Here is a 19,283-nt window from a genome sequence, read left to right as displayed (position 1 = left end):
CGCCGCCGGCGCGGCTCCGCCGAGCGCGCCGCGGCGGCCCCAGGCCAGCGCGTCGGCGCGTTCGGCGTCGTCCGCGTAAAGCTCTGGCAACGAGCGTTCGGTCTTGCCTGCGTGGTTGCCCATGGCGGAGGCGCCTGCCCGGCGCGGGGCGCGCGTCTCCCGCCCGCACCCGTCTTTGTTCCATGGTCGTGCCGCGCCGCCGCTCCGGCCGCAAACCTTTCGTGCAGACCCGGCCAACTCCGGCCTTTCCAAAAAAGCGCGAGCGGGATACATATTTTGTCATATTATGCAGCACGCGAACGCTCCCCCTGCGGGTCATGCGCTGCGCGCTGGCGGCCCCCTTGCCGCTTGGCGTCGCAAACGCCACTCCACCGCGGCGGAGCCGACGGTGCGCGCGCGCTTGGTCGCGCTGGTCCTTTGCGTGGTCGTGCCGGCTCTGCTGGTTTCCGTGCTGGAGGCGGTCCGGGCCTGGGAGGCCGGCCGGGCGGCGACGGAGCGCATGCTGACGGCCCGTGCGGAGGCGCTCGCTTCGGCGGTGCGGCGGGAACTGGACCTGTCGCGCGCGACCTTGCAGGCGCTCGCCACAGCGCCCCAGCTCACCACGGGCGACCTCGCGGGCTTTCACGCCCGGCTTCAGCAGATCGCGTTGCCGGAAGGCACGCGCGTCCTGCTCACCGACGACACTGGGCAGATCCTGCTGCACTCCAACCGGCCGTTCGGCACGGCCCTGCCTAAGCGCGGCGATCCCGCCCTGGCGTCGCGGGTGTTCGCCACTGGCGAGCCGCAGGTGTCGGACCTGTTCTTCGGATCGGAATCCCGCGACCCGCTGATCGCCTTGGGCGTGCCGGTCCGTCTCGATGGCCGCGTCGCCTACGACTTGGCGGTCGGCATACGCGCCGAGTCGCTGCACCGGGTGCTGGTGGAACAGCGCCTCCCGCCGGGTTGGAGCGCCGCCCTGGTGGACGGGCGCGGGGTCCTGCTTTCCCGCACCATCAACCCCGGGCGGGCGGTGGGCCAGCCGGCGCCGGCCGCCTCGGCCGCGGCCATCGCCGCCGGGGAGACCCCGTTCTCCTCGACGTCGCAGGACGGCGCGCCCATCCGTGCCGCCCACGCGGCCGTGCCGGGGACGGGCTGGACCGTCCTGGTGGCGATTCCGGTCGCCCGCTTGGAAGCGCCGTTGCGCGGTGCCCTGTTGGTGGCGCTCGTCGTCAACGGCGGCCTGCTGCTCACCGGCCTGCTGGCGGCCCTCTGGCACGCCCGGCGCATCTCCGGCCCCCTGGTCGCCCTTTCCGATGGCGCGACGGCGCTCGGGCGGGGCGACGCGCCGCCGCCGGTCCCGCGCGGCGTGCGGGAAGCGAGCGCCGCTGGCCGCGCCTTGTCGGACGCGGCGTCGGACCTGGCGCGGCGCGGCCGGGAACGCGACGTCGCCGAGCGGCGCCGGGGCTTGCTGGTGGCCGAACTGAACCACCGCGTGAAGAACACCCTCGCCACCGTGCAGTCGCTCGCGGCGCAGACCGCCAAGCGGGCGGACGGGGACATCGGGCGGTTCACCCACGATTTCGGCGGCAGGCTGCAAGCGCTGGCCCGCGCGCACGACCTGCTCACCGCCTCGGCCTGGGAGGGTTCGACGCTGGGCACCGCGGCACGCCAAGCGCTCGCGCCCTGGTCCGGCCAGGGGCGCCTGCGGGTGGTGGACGCCGGCGGCGGCCCGGGCCTCGTCGGGCCTCACCAAGCGCTGGCGCTGGTGCTCGGCTTGCACGAATTGGCCACCAACGCGGCGAAGCACGGCGCGCTGTCCCGCCCGGAGGGGCGCGTGGTGGTCCGCTTGTACGCCGACGCGGGCGGCGGCGTGCTCCGCCTGGATTGGGCCGAGAGCGGCGGCCCCACCTTGTCCGGCGCGCAGCCGCAGCAAGGCGGCTTCGGCAAGCGCCTGCTGGAACGCGCCCTGGTGCACGACCTCGGCGAAGGCTCGGCCGTGCGGCTGCGCTTCGAGCCCGAAGGCTTGCGGGCGGAGATCCGGTTCCTGCCCGTCGGACAAAAGGACACGGCCTTCGGCGCGCCGAACGAGGACCGCGCCGCGGCCGTCGTGGCCGCTTGAGCGCCGGCCGTAGCCTCGCCCCGCGCCCGGGACCGCGCGGAAGAAGCCTCGGAACGTCGGCGGCTGGCGGCGTGGGGTGGGTGGTGGGCGCAGGCGGACGCTCGCGTGGCACAGCGGACAACGCCAACGGTGACTACGATGACAGCATGTCGCAAACAGCCCGGCGGGGGGCCGCGACCCTCACGATCCGCAACGTCGATCCGCGGCTGAAGGAAAGGCTCCGGTTGCGGGCCGCGCGGCACGGCCATTCCTTGGAGGCCGAACTCCGCGAGATCCTGCGCCGGGCGCTCACCGGCGACGAGCCGCGCGAACCCAACTTGGCCGAGGCGATCAGGAAGCGCATGGCGCCGTTCGGCGGCGTCGAAGTCGAACCGCACCCGCCCGTGCTGGACGACGAGCCGACCTCCTTGGAGCGGTGATTATCCTCGACACCCACGTCATTTCCGAACTCGTGCGACCGGAACCGCATCCGGCGGTGCTGGCACGGGTTGGCGGGCAACGGCCGTCGGCGCTCCATGCCACCAGCGTGACGCAAGCGGAGGCCTTCTACGGGATCGCTGTGCTGCCCGCCGGGAAGCGGCGTGCCGGGCTCGCCGCCGCGGCGGGCTCCATCTTCGGCGAGGACTTCGCCGGGCGTGTGCTCCCCTTCGACGGCGCCGCGGCCCGGAGCTACGCCGAAATCAGGGCGGCCCGCCGCGGATCGGGCAGCCCCATGGAAGCCTTCGACGCGCAGATCGCCGCCATCGCGTTCACCTCCGGTGCGACCCTCGCCACCCGCGACACCGGCGGCTTCGCCGACTGCGGTGTCACCATCGTCAACCCGTGGCGGACGGGCTGATCGGCCGGTTCGGCGGCTCTGCCGATGATCACCCTCCCGGCGCCCGGAACCGCGCGACGAAGAACCCGTCCATGCCGCCCCGCTCGGCCCACAGGTCGGGCCGGGTGCGGAGCGAGCCGGCCGGCGTCACGGCCGCTTCCAGCCCCGGCGCTTCTTCGGGCCGCACGGGGTCCGGCAGGAGCCCGAGCGCGGCCGCCGTCCCGAGGTGCGCCTCGCCTTCCTCCGCCTGGAGGGAGCATGTGGCGAAGACCAGCCGCCCGCCCGGGCGCAGCAGCCGCGCCGCCGCGGCCAGCAGCGCCGCCTGCGCCGCCGCCAGCGGCGGCACGTCCCGCGCCTGCTTCAGGAAGGGCACGTCCGGGTGGCGGCGTATGGTGCCGGTGGCGGTGCAGGGCGCGTCCAGCAGCACCGCGTCGAACCGCTCGCCGCCGGCGTCCCAGGCGGTCGCGTCCGCCTCCGCCACCTCGGCCGACAAGCGCAGCCGCGATAGGTTCTCGCGCAGCCGCGCGGCCCGCTTCGGATCGCGCTCCACCGCCACGACGCGCGCCCCCGCCGCGGCGAGCTGCGCCGTCTTGCCGCCGGGCGCGGCGCAAAGGTCGGCCACGCTTTCGCCCCCTCGCGCGCCGAGCAGCCGCGCCGGCAGCGCCGCAGCGGCGTCCTGCACCCAGAAGGCGCCTTCCGCGAAGCCTGGCAGCTCCGTCACCCGTGTCCCGGCGGGGAAGCGCACCGTCCCGGTAGGCAGGACCTCGCCACCTTCCGGCCGGGACGCGCCCGGGGCGAGCGTCAGGTCGAGCGGCGCCTCGGTCCGGTGCGCGGCTGCGATGGCGCGCACCGCGGCGGGTCCGTGCGCCGCGTGCCAGGACGACCAGAGCCAGGGCGGCGTGTCCAGCCGTTCCGCGTCCAGCCCCTCCAGCGCCGCCGGCCCGGCCCCCGCCACCCGCCGCAGCACCGCGTTGACCAGCCCCGCGAAGGGCCGCGGCACCACCGCCACGGCGCCGCCCACCGCCGCGTGCGGCGGGGTGCCGAGCAGCAGCAACTCCGCGGCCCCCATCCGCAGCGCGTGCCGCACCGCCTCTGGCGGCTCGCGGCGGAGATAGGGTTCCAGCACCGCGTCCAGCGAGCCGGCCCGCCGCAGCACCGCCGCCGCGATCCGGTGCGCCGCCGACCGGTCGCGCGCGGCCAAGCCGCCGGGCAGCGCGTCCAGCGCCTCCTCCAACGGCCGGCGGCGGTCCACAACCGCTTCGAGGAGCGCCAGCGCGGCCCTGCGTGTGGGCGGGGCGGCGGGCGGCGTGGACGGTTTCGGAAGGCTGGGCATGAGGCGGCGGGGTATGGCCGCGCCGGGGCCGCCGTGCCAAGGGGCGGGCTGGGGCGGGTAGCTGCCCCGCGGCCTCCGCGCTTCAACGGCGGCCGATCATGCGCTAGTGCGGCGGCGCCATGCACATAGCGCCCCCCGCCGCCAGCCCGGACCGGCCGCCGCTCGGCACCGCGCTGGCGGTCGCGGAACGCCGGCCGCGCCTGTTCCTCCTGCTGCTCTGCCTCCTCTTGTACCTGCCGGGCTTCTTCACCCTGCCGGCCACCGACCGCGACGAGGCCCGCTTCGCCCAGGCGACCCGGCAGATGGTGGAAACGGGCGACCACGTCCGCATCCGCTTCGGCGAGGAAGAGCGCAACAAGAAGCCGGCCGGCATCCACTGGCTGCAATCCGCCTCCGTCCAGGCGCTGGAAGCGGCGGGACTCGGGAGTCGCGACGACATCTGGGCGTACCGCGTGCCGAGCTTCGCCGGCGCCGTGCTGGCGGTGCTGGCCACCTTCCATTGGGGCAGGGCGCTGGTCGGCCGGCGCGCGGCCTTCCTCGGCGCCGCCATGCTGGCCTCCTCGCTGGTGCTGGTGATCGAGGCGCACATCGCCAAGACCGACGCGGCGCTGCTCGCCGTAGTCACGGCGGCGATGGGCCTGTTCGGTGCCGCCTACCTGCGGCCGGGTGCCTTTTCGGCGAAGCAGGCGGCGGCCTTCTGGCTGGTGCTGGGCGCGTCCGTGCTGCTTAAGGGGCCGGTCGGGCCGATGGTGCCGCTGCTGGCCGGGATCACGCTGGCGGTGGCGGACAAGGGCGCGCCCTGGCTCAAGGCGCTGCGCCCGCTCTGGGGCGTCCCCTTGATGCTGCTGGCGGGGGCGCCGTGGTTCGTCGCCATCGGCATAGCCACGGAAGGCCGCTTCTTCGCCGAGGCGGTGGGCGGCGACATGCTGGCCAAGATCGGCTCCGGCGAGGAGAAGCACTGGGGCCCGCCCGGCTACTACCTGCTCACCTTCCCCATCGCCGCCTTCCCCGGCGCCTGGATCGTGCTGCTGGCGCTGCCTTCCGGTTGGCGCGACCGCCGCACGGTCGCCGCCGCGCGCTTCCTGCTCGCCTGGGCGGTGCCGTCTTGGCTGGTGTTCGAGGCGGTGCAGACCAAGCTGCCGCACTACACCCTGCCGCTGTTCCCGGCGCTGATGCTGCTCGGCGCCGCCTGGGCGATGGACCCGCTGCGCCGGATTCCCCCGCGCCGCTGGTGGCGCGCGGCGGCGGTCGCGGCGCTGGTGCTGGTCGCGGTCGGCTTCGGCTTGGCGGCGCTGGCCGCGCCCTGGTTCACCCTGCGCGGCGTCCTTTGGCCCTGGGGCGCCTTCCTGGCGCCGCCGCTCGCCTTGCTGCTGCTCTGGGCCGTCCTGTGCGCGGCGCGTCGGGGCGACCACGGCCGCGCCGCCCTGCTCGGGGCGCTGCTCGCCGCCTTGCCCTACGCCGCTGCGCTGGAGGGCGTAGCGCCGCGCCTCCAGCCGCTCTGGATCGCGCCGCGGCTGGAGGCGCTGCTGGCCGAGCGGGCGCCGGGGCTGCCGGCGTCGGACTTCGGGATAACCGGCTACGCCGAGCCCTCCGCGGTGTTCGCGGTCGGCACCGGCACCAACCTCCTGCGAACCGGCGGCGACGCCGCCCGTTTCCTGGCCGGGGCGCCCGGCCGCGTGGTGGCGGTGGGCAACCGCGCCGAGGCCGACTTCCGGGCCGAAGCGGCCGCCCTCCGCATCGCGCCGGTGGAGATAGGCACCGTCACCGGCCTCAACTATACCCGTGGTAGATGGATCACGCTGATCCTCTACCGCTTGGACCCCTGACGCCCCGGCTCACCTGGACGGACACCGCGCACCATGGTCGATTTCTCCACCAACCTCATCGCGTCCGGCGGGCTGCTCGGCGTGTTCCTGCTGATGGTGCTGGAGAACCTGTTCCCGCCCATCCCCTCCGAGGTGATCATGCCGCTCGCCGGCTTCACCGCCGCGCGCGGGCAGATGTCCATCCTCGGCGTGATCCTGGCCGGCAGCCTCGGCTCCGTCGCCGGCAACGCGGTGTGGTTCGAGCTGGCCCGCGCCTTCGGCAACGCGCGCAGCCGGGCGCTGGCCGAGCGCTACGGCCGCTGGGTCGGCATCGGGCCGGAGGAGATCAACAAGGCGGAGGGCGCCCTGCGCCGCAACGGCCCGGTGGCGGTGTTCTTCGGGCGCTTCATGCCCGGCATCCGCACCGCCATCTCCATCCCGGCGGGCCTGATCGAACTGCCGCGCATCGTCTTTTACATCTGGACCGCGCTGGGCACCTTGATCTGGACCAGCGGCTTGGCGCTCGGCGGCTACTTCTTGGAAGACCAGTTCCACTTGGTCGAAGCCTGGGCCGGGCCGATCGGCCTCGCGGCGCTGGGCGCGGCGCTGGTGGCGATTGGATGGCACTTCTGGAAGGCGCGGCGGGCCTCGGCCGCCGCCGCCTCCGAGGCGCCACGCTCCTCGCCTTGACGGCGGCCGGCCCTGCGCCGGCCGCTCAGGCGAACCACTGCCCCGTCGCCTCGAAGTTGGCTGTGACGCGCGCCGCCAGCGCGTGCCAGTCCACGTCCGCGGGCAAGGGTGGCTCGTCGCCCACGAACCACCGGCCTGTGGCGGCGAAGTTGGCCTGCACCCGCGCCGCCACTGCGTCCCAGTCCACCGCCGCCGGCGCCTCCGGCGTGGCAAGGAACGCGAAGGCGCGCCCTGGCCCGCCGCCGGAACTATTCCCGACGATCTCACCGGCGTCGTTGATGCCCTGCAGCCCCGCGCTGGGCGGCTGGTTGGGCGGCACGGGAGGACCGAAGGCCGTGATCTCGCCGTTCTCGTAGAGGAAGCCTTGCGAGGCACGTTGGAGAGGGGCGAGCGAACCGACCACTTGGCCCTCGTTGTTCACGTCCTCGGGCCGGATGGGGAACTGGGAAAAGGGATTGTCGATCAGGGTGAGTTGGCCACCCTCGAGCACGAAGCCCTGGTTCCCGGAGATGCCGACGATCGCGCCCTCGTCGTTGATGCCTAAGGGCACCAAGAAGGCGTCGGGTCGGTCCGGCACGGTGATCCTGGTGAACACGCCATTCTCGTAGAGGAAGCCGCCCGAGGGCGCGGGGGGATCGCTGGCCGGTGTGAAGGCGACGATCTGGCCGCGGTCGTTGATACCGTTGAGCTGCGTGTCGCCGGCCCCGGGGATGTCCAGCGTCGTGAAAGCGCCATCGCTGTAGAGGAAGCCGTGCAGGGAAACGTCGTTGCCGGACTCGGCCAAGTAGGTGCCGACGATGTCGCCCGCGTCGTTGACGCCGGAGGCCGCCGTGCTGCTGGCGCCGGGCACGTCCAAGGTGGTGACCTGCCCCTCGCGCAACAGGAAGCCGTGCTCGCCGTTGGCGTCGTAGAAGCCGACGATGTCGCCTTTGTTGTTAATGTCCGAGAGCTGAGGCACGGCGGCGATGCCGGGAAGGGTGACGGTCGAGAAGCCGTAGGGCGGTTCTTCCGTGGCCATGCCGACTGCTTCCCTTCGGGCCGCCCATATGTTCGCCGCGGCACGTGCATCGAATGCCCGCCGGCGGTGCTCATCGCTGATTCGTTGGCGAAGCTTAGCACGGCCCGCGCGGAAAACCGATCGTTCGTCGTCGGCGGGGCGATCAACACCCGCGCATGGGGCGGCGGACCGGCGCGGGTCCAGGGGTGCTTCCGTGAGAAGCGGAAATGCCTGACCTTGGCGGCCCCGAAGGGAGACGCTTCGCACGATGACGCCTGCCGACGCCGCGAAGACGGGCTGGAAGCCGGCCGAGGTCCGCATCCTGGCCCTGGTCTCGGGCGGCCACCTCGTCAGCCACTTCCACCAGCTCGTGCTGCCGCCGCTGTTCCCGATGCTGAGGGACGCGCTGGGCGTGGGCTTCGTCGAACTCGGCCTCGCCCTGACGCTGTTCAACGTCGTCACCGCGTTGGTGCAGGCGCCGATGGGCCTCTTGGTGGACCGGCACGGGGCGCGGCCGGTGCTGGTGGGCGGGCTCGCGCTGGCCGCCGTGGCGCTGCTGCTGCCCGCGCTCTTCGGCGGCTACGCCGCGCTGCTCGCGTCCTCCGCGCTGCTGGGCGTGGCCAACGCGGTCTACCACCCCGCCGACTACGACATGCTCTCCCGCGCGATCGGCGAAGCGCGCACCGGCCGCGCCTTCTCCATCCACACCTTCGCGGGCTTCCTCGGCGGCGCCATCGCGCCGGGGGCGATGCTCGGCTTCGCGGCGCTGCTCGGGCCGCTCTGGGCGCTGGCCGCGGCCGGCCTGCTGGGGCTGCTCGCCGCGGTGCCCCTGGCCCTCATGCCCGAGGAGGGGCGGCCGACGGCGGCGAAGCGGCCGCACGGCGCCGTCGCGGCCGCCCCCGCGGCCGGCGGCCTCCGCGCCGTGCTCACCCCCGCGGTCGTGATGCTGACGGTGTTCTTCACCCTCCTCAGCCTGTCCACGGGCGGCGTGCAAAACTTCTCGGTGGTGGCGTTGGCGGGCGTGCACGACGTGTCCTTCGCCGCCGCCACCGCCGCCCTGACCGCGTGGCTGTCGTTGAGCGCGCTCGGCGTGCTCGCGGGCGGCATCGTGGCCGACCGCACGCGCCGGCACGGCGAGGTGGCGGCGCTCGGCTTCGGCGGCACGGCGGCACTGGTGCTGCTGGTCGCGCTGGTGCCGATGCCGGACCTCGCGCTGGCGGCGGCGCTCGGCCTGGCCGGCTTCCTGGCCGGCATGATCATGCCCTCGCGCGACATGCTGGTGCGCGCCGCCGCCCCGCCGGGCGCCACCGGCCGCGTGTTCGGCGTCGTCACCACCGGCTTCAACATCGGCGGCGCGCTGGGGCCGGTGCTCTACGGCTGGCTCATGGACCACGGCCTGCCGCGGGCGGTGTTCCTGGCCGCGGTGGGCTTCATGGTGCTGACGATGGCGTTGGCCCTGGCGAGCGAGCACGGCCGCCGGCGGCGATCGCGCGCCGCCGCCGCGCCGGCGGAGTGAAGCGCCGCCGCCCTCACCGCATCGGCACCGCCTGCGCTCGCCCGCGACGCTGGCGCCCCTTCGGCCGGAAGCCGGTCGGCCGGTCGCAGGACGCGAAGTAGAGCGCCGCGCACCACAGCGTGACCTGCATGGCCCCGAGGCTCTGTTCCAGCGTGGTCGAGCCCATGGCCCAAATCAGGATCGTGATGAAGGCCAGGAGCGGACGCGCCCGGCCGATCTGCTCGCGCAGCGGGTTCGCGCGCCCTTCCCCCATCGTCCCCACGGCGCGCATAAGGGCCACGCCGCCCGCCAAGGCGGCGAGGTCGATCAGCACCGTCCAGTCCGGCAGCTTCACAGCCGCTTCGGCCAGCATGCGCGCGAACAGCAGCACCATCGCGCCGGTGAGGCAGCAGCGCGCCGCGTCGGCGGGGGTGGCGCGGTCCGCCAAGGCGTCCGCCGTCGGCTGGAACACCCGGCCGATGAGGAAGGAATCCAAACGATTCACGTGCGGGCTCCGACGCTAAAAGGGGGGATCACCGACGGCCGGACATGCCCGGTTCGGGGGAGTCAGGCTCGGCTCCGGTGCGGTGATCCTGGTTCATGGCGCCCCGCGCGGTCCCGCTGGAGCGCGCCGACGGTGCCCACCGGCGCGGCGCCGCGGTTGGAGCACTCCGCGCCGCGGGACGCGATGAGGGCCAGGGGAGCGCCGCAAACGGCGGAACGGAACATGGGCGGGCCCTCGAATGATGCGTTGTCGTAATAACGTCGGGGCTTGGTCGGGGTTCGATAGGGAATGCGTGTGCGGCGGCGGCGAAGGCCTCACGTCCTCCGGCGCGGCGGCGGGTCGCGGGACAGGCCGCGCGCCGCCAGCTCCGCCTCGTAGGCCGCCCAGCGCTCCGCCTGCTCCTCGCCCAACCGGCGCAGGTAGTCCCAACTGTAGATGCCGGTGTCGTGCAGGTCGTCGAACACCAGCCGCACCGCGTAGTGCCCGACCGGCTCCACCCGCATGATGCCGACCTCGCGCCGGCCGGCGACGATCGTCTTCTGCCCCGGCCCGTGCCCCTGCACCTCGGCCGAAGGGCTCTCCACCCGCAGGTACTCCGCGGGCAGGGCGTAACGCGCGCCGTCCGGGAAGGCGACCTCCAGCACGCGCTCGGCGCGCTTCAAGCGGATCTCGGTGGGCGCCGCCGCATCAACCACCGCCGCCGTGCCCCTCCTAGCCTTCGAGCCGCCGCGCCTCGTCCGGCAGCATGATCGGGATGCCGTCGCGGATCGGGTAGGCGAGGCCCGCCTGCTCGCTCACCAGCTCGCCGCGGGCGCGGTCGTAGCGCAGCGGCCCCTTGGTGACGGGGCAGACCAGGATCTCCAGCAGGCCCGGATCGACCTCGCCGCCGGCGGGCGCCGCGGCGGCCTTTTGGGTGTCGTCGCTCATGCCCGGCCTTCTAGGCCCTCGCGCGACGGGAGGGAACAGGCGGGCGCGCCGCCCCCGCCGTGGTGCCAACGTCGGGCCGCGCGGTTAGGCTCGCGCGCGATGGCATCACCGACCGCGGCCGGACGGCGGCCCCTCATCGGCGTCCTGCTCGTGCTGGCGTCCGCCGCGGCGATCGCGGTCGCGCCGACCGCCGCCAAGCTCGCCCTCGACGCCGGCGGCAACACGCCCACCGTGGTCGCGGCGCGCGCCGTGGTCGGCGCGGCGCTCGTGGCCCTGTTGATCGCGTGGTCCGGCCAAGCCTTCGCCGTGGACCGGGAAGCGCGCAAGAGGTGCTTCCGCGCGGGCGTCTTCTACGCGCTGGGGTCCGCCGGCTTCATCGGCTCGGTCGCCTTCATCCCCGTCAGCCTCGCGGTGCTCATCGTCTTCACGCACCCGCTCCTCGTCGCCGCCGTCTCGCACCGGCTGGGCGGGGACCGCCTGACGCCGAGGAAGCTCGCCCTGGCTCTCGCGGCCCTCGCCGGCCTCGCCCTGGCGCTGCGGCCGGAGGCCGGCGGCCTCGACCCGGCCGGCATCGGCCTCGCCGCGTTCGGCGCCGTCGCGGCGTGCGGCATGATCCTGCTGACCGCCCGCGCCCAGGAGCGCGCCACGAACCTCCAGGTCAACTTCCACATGGCGGCGCTGACGGCCGCCGCCTTCGCCGTCGGCGCGACCGCCGCGGGCGCTTGGTCCTTCCCGTCCGGCCTCGTGGGCTGGCTCGGCCTGTTCGGCGCCGGCGCCGGCCTCGCCGTCGGCCTCCTCGCCTTCTTCGCCGCGTTCCGCCACATCGGCCCGGTGCGCGCCAGCATGATCAGCAACGTCGAACCCCTGCTGAGCATCCTCGTCGCCGTCGCCGTGCTCGGGGAAAGCCTCGGGCCCTGGCAATGGGGCGGCGCCGCGCTGGTCGTCGCGGCGCTGGTGCTGTTCGAGGCGCCGGGGCGGGGAGGCCGCCCCTAGCTCGGCCGGCCGCCGCCGGCCCCGGCGTCGGCCTGCGGCCCGGCCTGCGCGCCCATCTGCAGCAGCGCCACCAGCATGGAGGCCCGCTCCTCCGGCGTGTCGACCTCCAGCAGCGCCTGCTTCTCCCGCGGGTCGAACGGGCAAACCATGGAAAGCGTGAGCACCAGCAAGGCGTCCGAGGTCTGCTCCATGGCGTCCCAGTTCGCCTCGATGCCGCGGGCGCTGAAGAAGGGCCGCAGCGCGCCGATCAGCGCCGCGCGGTCGAGCGCGGAGGGGCGCTCCGACAGGTCGAGGTCGCCGCGGAAGGGCGCGTAATCGGCCCGGACCCGGCGGTAGCCCCGCCGCATCGGCAGTTCCTCCGCCACGCGGAACCGGCACACGCCGGTCAGGGTGACGAGGAGGCGACCGTCCTCCGTTTCCGAGAAGGACGACAAGCGGCCGAGGCAGCCGGCGCGGAACAGCCCCGGCCCGGTCTCGCCCGCGGGCGCGCCGGGCTGCGGCTGGATCATGCCGAACATGCGCCCCGTGTCCGCCAGCGAGTCGAGCGTCATCGCCAGGTAGCGCGGCTCGAAGACGTTGAGCGGCAGCCGTCCCCGCGGCAGCAGCAGCGCGCCCGGCAGCGGGAACACGGCGATCTCGGGCGGCAAATCCTCGAACGCCGGGTGGAACGCCGGCGCCCCGCCGCGCTGCCCTTCCCGCTTTCCGCCGCCCGGGCCGGGCGTCACCGGAACAGCAGCGAAGAAAGCTTGCGCCGCGCCCCCAGCGTCGCCGGGTCGTCGAAGCCCCAGGCCTCGAAGAACTTCAGCAACTGCTTGCGCGCCGCCTCGTCGTTCCACGCGCGGTCGCGCCGGATCGCCTCCAGCAGCGCGTCCGCGGCCTCCGCGCGCTCGCCCGCCGCGTTCAGCGCCACGGCGAGGTCGATGCGCGCCGCGTGGTCGTCGGCGTCCGCGGCCAAGCGCTTCTCGAACTCCGCGAGCTTGGAACGCGCGCGCCGCCCTTCCTCGGCCAGCTCCAGCGCGCTGCGGACGGACGCGATCTCCGCGTGGTCGCGCATCTTCGCCGGCGCGCTTTCCAGCGTTTGCAGCGCCTGCTCCTCGTGGCCGAGCGCCATCAGGCTGCGGGCCACGCCGGCCAGCGCCTCAGCGTTCTCCGGCTCGTGCTGCGCCAGCGCGCCGTACAGCTCCAGCGCGCCCTGGTGGTCGCCCTCGGCGGCGGCGGCCTTGGCCTCGGCCAACAGGTCGGCGGAGGGCATCTGCCCGCCGGCGATCTTCAGCAGGCCCTCGACGAACTTCTTGATCTCGCCCTCGGGCAGCGCGCCTTGGAACAGGTCGGCGATCTGGCCCTGCCAGAAGGCGGCGACGGTGGGCACCGACTGCAACGGCAAACCGAGCTGCGCGAGCTGCTGCACCAGCGCGCGGTTCTTGTCGATGTCGATCTTGACCAGCTTCACCCGCCCGCCCGCGGCGCGCGTCACCTTCTCCAAGGTGGGGGTGAGCTGCTTGCAGGGGCCGCACCACGTCGCCCAGAAGTCCACCAGCACCGGGACCTGGCGGCTGGCCTCCACCACGTCCTTCATGAAGGTCTTCTGGTCGCCGTCCTTGATGACGTCGGCCGGCGCGGCCGCGCCGTCGGGCGCCTTTTGGCGATTCGGGTCGAAGATCACGTCCATGGCAGGCTTGGTCCCCACGCTCAGGGTGATAGATGCGCGCTCGCGGCCGGGAGGCAAGCGGCACGGCGGGGAGGGGTCAGCCGGGGCCGCCGCCGGGCAGGTCCAAAAGGGACGTGCTGTGCCCGAACGTTTCCAAGGCGCGCAGCAGGTCGGCCGGGCGGATCGCCGTGGTCATGCTGTTCACCAAAGGATGGAAATGCACCCATTCGTGATCGCGCAAAAGACCGGCGTCGATCACCGTCCGCACCGAACCGGGCGCCGCGTTGACCAAGCCGAAGGGCGTCACCGACCCCGGCTCCACGCCCAGCGCCGCCCGCAACGCCTCCGCCGGCGCCATCTCCACCCGCCCGGCGCCGGCGGCGCGCGCGAGGGCGTTGACGGACACCTTGCGGCCCTCGTCCAGCACCGCCAGCAGGAACGGCCCGTCGCCCTTCGCCGGCTTGAGGAACAGGTTCTTGCTGTGCCCGCCCGGCAGGCCGCCGCGCAGTTCGCGGTTCTCCGCCACCGTGAACACCGGCGCGTGGCGCACGGTGCGCGTCTCGATGCCCAGGGCGCCGAGCCTGGCAAGCAGCCCTTCCGGCGTTTCAGGCACCGCCGCGGCCCCCTCAATCCAGCTTGATGCCGGCTTCGCGCACCACGCGTCCCCAGTTCTCCGTTTCCCGCTCCAGCCACGCGCGGAACGCCGCCGCGCCGTCCGTCCGCACCTCGCCGCCGAGGTCGGAAACGCGCCGCGCCACCTCCGGCTTGGCGAGGGCGGCGCGCAGCTCCGCTTCCCACCGCGCGACCGCCGGCGCCGGCGTCGCGCCCGGCAGCAGCGCGCCCTGCCACGTCCCGCTTTCCACCGCCGGCCAGCCGAGTTCGGCGAAGCTCGGCAGGTCGGGGAAAGCGGGGAGGCGGCGCGGCCCGGACACCGCGATGCCGCGCAGGCTCCCGTTCTGCACGAAGGGCTGCGTCGCCGTGGCGCCGTTGACGATGAGGTTCGCCTCGCCCGACGCCGCCGCCGCGAGCGCCGCCGAGCCGCCGCGGTAGGGCACCATGGTCGCGCCCTCCGCGCCCCAGTGCCGCGCCAGCATCAACGCGGTAAGGTGGTTCGCCGCGCCGATCCCCGAATGCGCCACGTTCAGCTTCGCCGGCTGCTCCTTGGCGAAGGACGCGAGCTCCGCCGCGTCCTTCGCCGGCAGGCTCGGGTGCGCGGCCAGGATGTACGGCGCGAAGATCAGCATGGTCGCCGGCTGGAGGTCGCGCTTCGGGTCGAAGGGCAGGCGCGTGAACAGGCTCGGCGCGGTGGCGAGGATGCCGGCGTCGATCAGCAAGGCCGTGTGCCCGTCCGGCGGCGCCTTCGCCACGAGGTCCGCGCCCAGGTTGCCGGACGCGCCGCTGCGGTTCTCCACCACCACGTTCTGCCCGAAGGCGCGCGACAGCTCCGGCGCCAGCAGCCGCGCAAGGATGTCGCTCGTCCCGCCCGGCGCGAACGGGACGACGAGGCGCACGGCGTGGTCGAACGCGAACGCCTGCTGCTGCGCCCGCGCCGCCGCCGCGGCGGGCGGGGCGGCGGCGGCGAGGGGCAAGGCTTGCAGCAGGCTGCGGCGGCGCATGGACGATCCCCGGCGTTTCCTCGAAACGCGAGTTGAAGGCCGCGGCGCCCCAGTTGGCAACTGCGTCGCGCGAGCGGCCGATCAAGGCCGGCGCGGGCGGGGCCGGCAATGTTGTTCCCGCAACCGCGGCTTTCCGCGCTAACCTCGCTCCATGCCGCGCCGCATCGTCGCCCTTTCCCGGCGGACGCGCGCCTGGCCGCTCTGGGCGCGCTACCTCGCCACGGCTGCCATCGTGCTCGCCGCCATCGGCTTCCGCTGGATCCTGCTGGGGCCAGGGGAAGGATACCCCTACGTCGTGCTCTTCCCCGCGGTGATCGCCGCCGGCCTAGTCTTCGACCGCGGGAGTTCCGTCGTCGCGGTGCTCCTCGGCGCCCTGCTCGGGGTGCTCCTGTTCGTCGCGCCGGCCGGCGCCCTGCGCATCCCGCACGCCACCGACGCCGTGGCCCTCCTGCTCTTCCTCGGCGCCGGCCTGGCCGTCGCCGTCGTCATCGAGGACATGCACAAGGCCGTCGTCGAACTCGTCGAAGCCAACGAGCGGCTCGCCGCGGCGGAAGCGGCGCAGGACGTGCTGCGGCAGGAGGCCGCGCATCGCCGGCAGAACGACCTTCAGCGCCTGATCGCCACCCTGCGGCTGCAATCCCAGACGTCGCGGGACGAGCGGGTGCGCGACGCCTTGGACGAGGCGATCGGGCGAATGCGGGCGCTGGCGCGCGTCGACATGCGCTTCGAGCGCCACCGCGGCGAGGACGCGACCGTGGACACGCGCGACCTGTTGGCCGGCCTGGCCGAAGACCTGCGCCAGGCCGGGGGGGCAGAGCTGCGCCCGATCGCCTTTTCCGTGTCGGCCGAGCCGCACGAGGTGCCCCGGGAGCAGGCCATCCCCCTCGGCCTCGTCGCCACCGAACTGATCTCGAACACGCTGAAATACGCCTTCCCCGAGGACCGCGCCGGCACGGTGTCCGTCGGCTTCCGCCGCGAAGGCGAGGAGTTCGTCCTTTCTGTGGCGGACGACGGCGTGGGCTTCGACACGGCGGCGGCGCCCAAGGGCACGGGGCTCGGCCGCAAGCTGGTGCGCGCGCTCGTCGCCCAGCTCCACGGCCGGGCCGAGGTGCTGTCCGGGGAGGCGCGGGGCGGGACCCTGTGCACCGTCCGCTTCCCCGTCCGCCTGCCCGAGGACGCCGCGGCGGCCCGGCCCCTGCCGGCATCGGAGCCGCCGGCCGCGGGGCAGGCGCAGGCCGTCCCGTTCCCTCCATGACGGCGCGCGCGGCGCGGGCCGCCGTTCCTCAGGCGGCCGCGCCCACCCCCGCTCGCGCCAATTCGAGGTCGTGCGCGGTTTGCAGGTTCATCCAGAACTCGGCCGAGGTGCCGAAGCGCCGCGCCAGCAACAGCGCCGTCGCCGCCGTCACCGCGCGCTCGCCGTTCAGGATCGCGGTGGTGCGGTTGGGCGGCACGTCCAACTCGCGCGCCAGGGCGCGGGCGGTCAGGCCGTGCGGCGCCATGAACTCCTCCCGCAGCACATCGCCGGGGGTGACGGGCGCCAAGCGCTCACCGGCGGCCACGTCCGAGAAGTCCATACGCTCGGCATCGGCGCGGGTGATGGTCATCCTCGTCTCCTCAGTGGGTAGGCCGTACCTCAGTGGCAGTCCGTCACCTCCGCGTCATGCGCGCCGCCGCCCCGCCAGACGAAGCAGACGCGCCATTGGTCGTTGACCTGGATGCTGTGCCACCCGGCCCGGTCGCCTTTCAGCGCCTCTAGCCGGTTGCCCGGCGGCGCCTTCAGGTCGTCCAGCCGGGTGGCGGCGTCCAGCATCCGCAGCTTCCGGCGTGCGGCGTTGGCGACATCGACCGGGAAGCCTTTGGGCAGCTCCCCGGCCCAGACCGCCGCCGTGCGCTTGTCCCGGAAGCTCTCGATCATGTTGTTACGCAATGCATAACGGCCGTTACGTCAAGCATAACGGCCAAGGCTTCCCCCGAAAGGACGCCTGAAGCTTCAGCAACCCGCCGAGCCGGCCGCCGCCCGCCAAGCCATCAGGTCCGCCGCATCGTCCACGTCGCGCAACCGCCGCACGAACGCCACACGCCGCCCCCGGCAGTTCCGCAGCGTGTCCGCCAGCGCGTGCGGCCCCGACCACCGCACGCCGCGGAACGGCGCCGCCGGCCGGCGCGGCCCGAGCCCGACCAGCCAGTACCCGCCGTCCTCCGCCGGCCCGAACACCGCGTCCGCGCGGCCGTCCAGCGCGCAAAACGCCGCCGCGATGTCGGCCGCGCGGATGCCCGGTATGTCGCTGCCCACCAGCACCGCCCGCCGCCGGTCCCGCGCCAGCGCCCGCGCCATGCGCCCGCCGAGGTCGCCACGCCCCTGCGGCACCCTCGGCAGCGGCGAGGGGAACCGCGCGCGGTCCGGCGTCACGGCCAGCACCGTCCGCCAGCGCCGGTCCCGCCCCAGCCGCCGCGCCATCTCCCGCAGCATCGCGCGGTGGAAGCGCAACGCGGCGAGGTCGCCCGCCTCCCGCGCCAGCCGCCGCTTCACCGTGCCGAGCCGCGGCGCGCGCGCGAACAGGATCAGCAACCCGCGGCGGGCGCTCATCCGTAAAACCGCTTGATCGCCCCTGGCGGCACGCCGAGGAACCACAACGACAGGCAGGCGAGGTTGCATGCGGAACGCCGCCGCCACCCTTCCCGCCGCCAACGCTCCGCCGAGGTCACGGCCGCCACCGGCAGCGCCGCCAGCCGGCGCCGCCCGAGCCGCCACACGAGGTCCACATCCTCCATCAAGGGCAGCGGCCGGAAGCCCCCCGCCGCTTCGTAGAGCGCGCGCGGGATTAACAGCCCCTGGTCGCCGTAGGGCAGGGCGAGCGCGCGGCAGCGCCAAGCCACCAGCCGCTCCAGCCGCCGCGCCTCCGGCGAGGGGTCGTCCAGCGCGAAGGCGAAGTACGCCGCCCGCCCGGTCCCTTGCGCCATGAATCCGCGCGCCGCCTCGGTCCAACCGGGCGCCGGCCGCGTGTCGGCGTGGAGGAAGAGCAACCACCCGCCCCGTGCCGCCCCGGCCCCGAGCGCCAGTTGCCGCCCCCGCCCCGGCGCACTGTCCAGCACCCGCGCCCCGCCCCGCCGGGCGACCTCGCGCGTCCCGTCCCGGCTGCCGCCGTCCACCACCAGCACCTCAGCGCCCGCCGTTTCCGCGCAAGCCTCCAGAGTCGCGCCCAGGGTCCGGGCGGCGTCCAAAGCCGGGACGACGATGGTCAGGTTTCGTTCCAAACGGCACCAGGCTCCTTCTTAACCAAAAGTTCCGACTCTGTTCTTAAACGGCGGGCAACTCCCACGCCAGAGGCGCCGGAACACGAGAGGAACAGAAGCATGCGGTCCATTGCTGGGCATCTTCAACTCTCTCGGCCTCCTCCTTCCGCTGCATGCCTCAAGGCGCAAACCCGTACGCGCCGGCCGCCTGCCAAAACGGCTCGGCCGCCGCCGCCGCCGCGCGCCGTCGCACCAGACGAACCTCCACGGGCACCGGCCAGCCTTCGCCACCGGCCCGCACCAGCCGTCCATCGCCGAACCCGTCCCCGATCGGGCTAAGCGGCAGCCAGGCAAAGCCGCGCACGTCGAGCGCCATCCTTTTGAGCACCACCGCCAAATGGGACGTGAACACCGTCTCCAGCCGGGGGCCGGATGGCGCCTTTCCGGCGACCGAGCGCAGGATCCACCCGAGCCCGGATTCCTCGCTGTAAGCCAGGACGGGCAGGGGGTTCCCGCGCGCGCCGGGTAGGGTGAATCGCGGCCCGCCCGCGCCATCCGCCGCGGCGACGGGCACCAGCGTGTCCGCGCCGACCCGCGCGGACAAGAACTCCGCTTGGTCGACCCGGCCCGCGACCTCCGGGTGCCGGTGGCACAGCAGGAACTGCGCGCGCCCCTGCAGCATCAAATCCTCGCAGGCCAGCAGGCTGTCGGATACGAGTTGGATGGGCCCGAGCCGCAGGCGGGGCTCCAGCGCGCGCAGCCAAGCCGGGAAGAACGAGAAGGACAGGGCGTGCGTCGCCGCGAAGCGCAGCGTGGCCGCCGCCTGCTGCTCCGCCGCGCGCGCCTCTTCCCGCGGCCCCGCGAGCCGGCGCAGGATGTCCTCGGCCGCCGGGTGGAACCGCCGCCCGGCCTCGGTCAGCGAGGCGGGGTGCGCGCTGCGGTCGACCAGCGGGACGCCGGCCCAGCCTTCGAGCGCGCGGATGCGCCGGCTGAAGGCGGGCTACGTAACGTGGCGCTGCTCGGCCGCGCGGGAGAAGCTCCCGGACGCCGAGAGCACCAGGAAGTCCTCTAGTGGTCTGAGTTGGAAGTGCGCTGGCAGAAACGGGCGACGCTGGCGAGGATGTC

At 74.2% G+C, this 19,283-nt stretch carries 22 protein-coding genes and 1 pseudogene; 8 read left to right on the top strand and 15 right to left on the bottom strand.

Annotated features, from left to right (window positions below; translation table 11 throughout):
- The first annotated feature begins 388 nt into the window (after window positions 1-388).
- The 3 genes from ABD067_RS22840 to ABD067_RS22830 all read left to right on the top strand — a co-directional run bounded on the left by ABD067_RS22840 (window position 389) and on the right by ABD067_RS22830 (window position 2,936).
- The gene (locus ABD067_RS22840) at window positions 389-2,098 is read left to right on the top strand and encodes a sensor histidine kinase (protein WP_343897712.1); all 1,710 of its coding nucleotides are present in this window, start codon (window positions 389-391) and stop codon (window positions 2,096-2,098) included.
- A 146-nt stretch (window positions 2,099-2,244) separates the two neighbouring features.
- The gene (locus tag ABD067_RS22835; RefSeq protein ID WP_343897711.1) at window positions 2,245-2,517 is read left to right on the top strand and encodes a FitA-like ribbon-helix-helix domain-containing protein; all 273 of its coding nucleotides are present in this window, start codon (window positions 2,245-2,247) and stop codon (window positions 2,515-2,517) included.
- Window positions 2,514-2,936 (top strand): type II toxin-antitoxin system VapC family toxin, encoded by a 423-nt coding sequence (locus ABD067_RS22830; RefSeq protein WP_343897710.1) that lies wholly within the window; start codon window positions 2,514-2,516, stop codon window positions 2,934-2,936. The genes ABD067_RS22835 and ABD067_RS22830 overlap by 4 nt, the downstream gene beginning before the upstream one ends.
- 28 nt (window positions 2,937-2,964) lie before the next feature.
- On the opposite strand, the gene ABD067_RS22825 is transcribed toward ABD067_RS22830, so the two are convergent.
- Entirely contained in the window at window positions 2,965-4,248 is a 1,284-nt protein-coding gene (locus tag ABD067_RS22825; RefSeq protein WP_408871590.1) for an RsmB/NOP family class I SAM-dependent RNA methyltransferase, read from the bottom strand.
- Window positions 4,249-4,367: 119 nt separating this feature from the next.
- On the opposite strand from ABD067_RS22825, the gene ABD067_RS22820 reads away from it, so the two are divergent.
- Both ABD067_RS22820 and ABD067_RS22815 read left to right on the top strand, forming a co-directional pair.
- Window positions 4,368-6,074, top strand: a complete 1,707-nt coding sequence (locus ABD067_RS22820) for an ArnT family glycosyltransferase (protein ID WP_343897708.1) — start codon at window positions 4,368-4,370, stop codon at window positions 6,072-6,074.
- 33 nt (window positions 6,075-6,107) lie between these two features.
- Complete coding sequence (locus ABD067_RS22815; protein WP_343897707.1) at window positions 6,108-6,743, top strand: DedA family protein; 636 nt, start codon at window positions 6,108-6,110, stop codon at window positions 6,741-6,743.
- A gap of 25 nt (window positions 6,744-6,768) precedes the next feature.
- Here the strand turns inward: ABD067_RS22815 and ABD067_RS22810 are convergent, their stop codons facing one another.
- Complete coding sequence (locus ABD067_RS22810; RefSeq protein WP_343897706.1) at window positions 6,769-7,761, bottom strand: hypothetical protein; 993 nt, start codon at window positions 7,759-7,761, stop codon at window positions 6,769-6,771.
- A gap of 247 nt (window positions 7,762-8,008) precedes the next feature.
- Here ABD067_RS22810 and ABD067_RS22805 point away from each other — a divergent pair, with 247 nt between their 5' ends.
- The gene (locus ABD067_RS22805; RefSeq protein WP_343897705.1) at window positions 8,009-9,256 is read left to right on the top strand and encodes an MFS transporter; all 1,248 of its coding nucleotides are present in this window, start codon (window positions 8,009-8,011) and stop codon (window positions 9,254-9,256) included.
- 13 nt (window positions 9,257-9,269) lie between these two features.
- On the opposite strand, the gene ABD067_RS22800 is transcribed toward ABD067_RS22805, so the two are convergent.
- From ABD067_RS22800 to ABD067_RS22790, 3 genes are all read right to left on the bottom strand, one after another.
- Complete coding sequence (locus tag ABD067_RS22800) at window positions 9,270-9,740, bottom strand: hypothetical protein (RefSeq protein WP_343897704.1); 471 nt, start codon at window positions 9,738-9,740, stop codon at window positions 9,270-9,272.
- A gap of 314 nt (window positions 9,741-10,054) precedes the next feature.
- Window positions 10,055-10,435 carry a DUF971 domain-containing protein gene (locus tag ABD067_RS22795; protein ID WP_343897703.1) on the bottom strand — a complete coding sequence of 127 codons (381 nt, stop codon included), beginning with the start codon at window positions 10,433-10,435 and terminating at the stop codon, window positions 10,055-10,057.
- 16 nt (window positions 10,436-10,451) lie between these two features.
- Window positions 10,452-10,667 (bottom strand): Trm112 family protein, encoded by a 216-nt coding sequence (locus tag ABD067_RS22790; protein ID WP_343897702.1) that lies wholly within the window; start codon window positions 10,665-10,667, stop codon window positions 10,452-10,454.
- Window positions 10,668-10,766: 99 nt separating this feature from the next.
- Between ABD067_RS22790 and ABD067_RS22785 the strand changes: the two genes are divergently transcribed.
- Window positions 10,767-11,660 carry a DMT family transporter gene (locus ABD067_RS22785; protein ID WP_343897701.1) on the top strand — a complete coding sequence of 298 codons (894 nt, stop codon included), beginning with the start codon at window positions 10,767-10,769 and terminating at the stop codon, window positions 11,658-11,660.
- Here the strand turns inward: ABD067_RS22785 and ABD067_RS22780 are convergent.
- The 4 genes from ABD067_RS22780 to ABD067_RS22765 all read right to left on the bottom strand — a co-directional run bounded on the left by ABD067_RS22780 (window position 11,657) and on the right by ABD067_RS22765 (window position 14,924).
- Window positions 11,657-12,385 carry an LON peptidase substrate-binding domain-containing protein gene (locus ABD067_RS22780; RefSeq protein WP_343897700.1) on the bottom strand — a complete coding sequence of 243 codons (729 nt, stop codon included), beginning with the start codon at window positions 12,383-12,385 and terminating at the stop codon, window positions 11,657-11,659. The genes ABD067_RS22785 and ABD067_RS22780 overlap by 4 nt on opposite strands.
- Window positions 12,382-13,329 (bottom strand): tetratricopeptide repeat protein, encoded by a 948-nt coding sequence (locus ABD067_RS22775; protein WP_343897699.1) that lies wholly within the window; start codon window positions 13,327-13,329, stop codon window positions 12,382-12,384. The genes ABD067_RS22780 and ABD067_RS22775 overlap by 4 nt, the downstream gene beginning before the upstream one ends.
- A 76-nt stretch (window positions 13,330-13,405) precedes the next feature.
- A complete protein-coding gene (locus ABD067_RS22770) occupies window positions 13,406-13,921 on the bottom strand; it encodes a prolyl-tRNA synthetase associated domain-containing protein (protein ID WP_343897698.1) in 516 nt (171 codons plus the stop codon).
- A gap of 13 nt (window positions 13,922-13,934) precedes the next feature.
- Entirely contained in the window at window positions 13,935-14,924 is a 990-nt protein-coding gene (locus ABD067_RS22765) for a Bug family tripartite tricarboxylate transporter substrate binding protein (protein ID WP_343897697.1), read from the bottom strand.
- 151 nt (window positions 14,925-15,075) lie between these two features.
- Between ABD067_RS22765 and ABD067_RS22760 the strand changes: the two genes are divergently transcribed.
- Entirely contained in the window at window positions 15,076-16,179 is a 1,104-nt protein-coding gene (locus tag ABD067_RS22760) for a sensor histidine kinase (protein ID WP_343897696.1), read from the top strand.
- A gap of 28 nt (window positions 16,180-16,207) precedes the next feature.
- On the opposite strand, the gene ABD067_RS22755 is transcribed toward ABD067_RS22760, so the two are convergent.
- The 6 genes and pseudogenes from ABD067_RS22755 to ABD067_RS22730 form a co-directional block, all read right to left on the bottom strand.
- Complete coding sequence (locus tag ABD067_RS22755) at window positions 16,208-16,528, bottom strand: HigA family addiction module antitoxin (RefSeq protein WP_343897695.1); 321 nt, start codon at window positions 16,526-16,528, stop codon at window positions 16,208-16,210.
- Window positions 16,529-16,557: 29 nt separating this feature from the next.
- Window positions 16,558-16,839: a type II toxin-antitoxin system RelE/ParE family toxin gene (locus ABD067_RS22750; RefSeq protein ID WP_343897694.1), complete on the bottom strand. Its 282-nt coding sequence runs from the start codon at window positions 16,837-16,839 to the stop codon at window positions 16,558-16,560.
- A 75-nt stretch (window positions 16,840-16,914) separates the two neighbouring features.
- Window positions 16,915-17,511, bottom strand: coding sequence for a TIGR04282 family arsenosugar biosynthesis glycosyltransferase (locus ABD067_RS22745; protein ID WP_343897693.1), 597 nt, complete (start codon window positions 17,509-17,511; stop codon window positions 16,915-16,917).
- Window positions 17,508-18,179, bottom strand: a complete 672-nt coding sequence (locus ABD067_RS22740; RefSeq protein WP_343897692.1) for a TIGR04283 family arsenosugar biosynthesis glycosyltransferase — start codon at window positions 18,177-18,179, stop codon at window positions 17,508-17,510. The genes ABD067_RS22745 and ABD067_RS22740 overlap by 4 nt, the downstream gene beginning before the upstream one ends.
- A 157-nt stretch (window positions 18,180-18,336) precedes the next feature.
- Window positions 18,337-19,032: a LysR substrate-binding domain-containing protein gene (locus ABD067_RS22735; protein WP_343897713.1), complete on the bottom strand. Its 696-nt coding sequence runs from the start codon at window positions 19,030-19,032 to the stop codon at window positions 18,337-18,339.
- Window positions 19,033-19,071: 39 nt separating this feature from the next.
- Window positions 19,072-19,146: pseudogene (locus tag ABD067_RS22730) on the bottom strand (helix-turn-helix domain-containing protein); the annotation flags it as partial.
- Window positions 19,147-19,283: the final 137 nt, after the last annotated feature.

It is taken from the genome of Craurococcus roseus (assembly GCF_039523795.1).
Lineage (GTDB): Bacteria > Pseudomonadota > Alphaproteobacteria > Acetobacterales > Acetobacteraceae > Craurococcus > Craurococcus roseus.
Note: the sequence above shows the minus strand (reverse complement) of the source record. Positions and strands in the feature narration are given on the sequence as shown.

Excerpts from the sequence above, each read along its gene's own strand:
- ABD067_RS22785 (WP_343897701.1), top strand. The coding sequence starts at position 10,767 with ATGGCATCACCGACCGCGGCCGGACGGCGGCCCCTCATCGGCGTCCTG.
- ABD067_RS22750 (WP_343897694.1), bottom strand. The coding sequence starts at position 16,839 with ATGATCGAGAGCTTCCGGGACAAGCGCACGGCGGCGGTCTGGGCCGGG.
- ABD067_RS22755 (WP_343897695.1), bottom strand. The coding sequence starts at position 16,528 with ATGACCATCACCCGCGCCGATGCCGAGCGTATGGACTTCTCGGACGTG.
- ABD067_RS22815 (WP_343897707.1), top strand. The coding sequence starts at position 6,108 with ATGGTCGATTTCTCCACCAACCTCATCGCGTCCGGCGGGCTGCTCGGC.
- ABD067_RS22790 (WP_343897702.1), bottom strand. The coding sequence starts at position 10,667 with ATGAGCGACGACACCCAAAAGGCCGCCGCGGCGCCCGCCGGCGGCGAG.
- ABD067_RS22810 (WP_343897706.1), bottom strand. The coding sequence starts at position 7,761 with ATGGCCACGGAAGAACCGCCCTACGGCTTCTCGACCGTCACCCTTCCC.
- ABD067_RS22760 (WP_343897696.1), top strand. The coding sequence starts at position 15,076 with ATGCCGCGCCGCATCGTCGCCCTTTCCCGGCGGACGCGCGCCTGGCCG.
- ABD067_RS22825 (WP_408871590.1), bottom strand. The coding sequence starts at position 4,248 with ATGCCCAGCCTTCCGAAACCGTCCACGCCGCCCGCCGCCCCGCCCACA.
- ABD067_RS22775 (WP_343897699.1), bottom strand. The coding sequence starts at position 13,329 with ATGGACGTGATCTTCGACCCGAATCGCCAAAAGGCGCCCGACGGCGCG.
- ABD067_RS22805 (WP_343897705.1), top strand. The coding sequence starts at position 8,009 with ATGACGCCTGCCGACGCCGCGAAGACGGGCTGGAAGCCGGCCGAGGTC.
- ABD067_RS22765 (WP_343897697.1), bottom strand. The coding sequence starts at position 14,924 with ATGCGCCGCCGCAGCCTGCTGCAAGCCTTGCCCCTCGCCGCCGCCGCC.
- ABD067_RS22745 (WP_343897693.1), bottom strand. The coding sequence starts at position 17,511 with ATGAGCGCCCGCCGCGGGTTGCTGATCCTGTTCGCGCGCGCGCCGCGG.
- ABD067_RS22835 (WP_343897711.1), top strand. The coding sequence starts at position 2,245 with ATGTCGCAAACAGCCCGGCGGGGGGCCGCGACCCTCACGATCCGCAAC.
- ABD067_RS22820 (WP_343897708.1), top strand. The coding sequence starts at position 4,368 with ATGCACATAGCGCCCCCCGCCGCCAGCCCGGACCGGCCGCCGCTCGGC.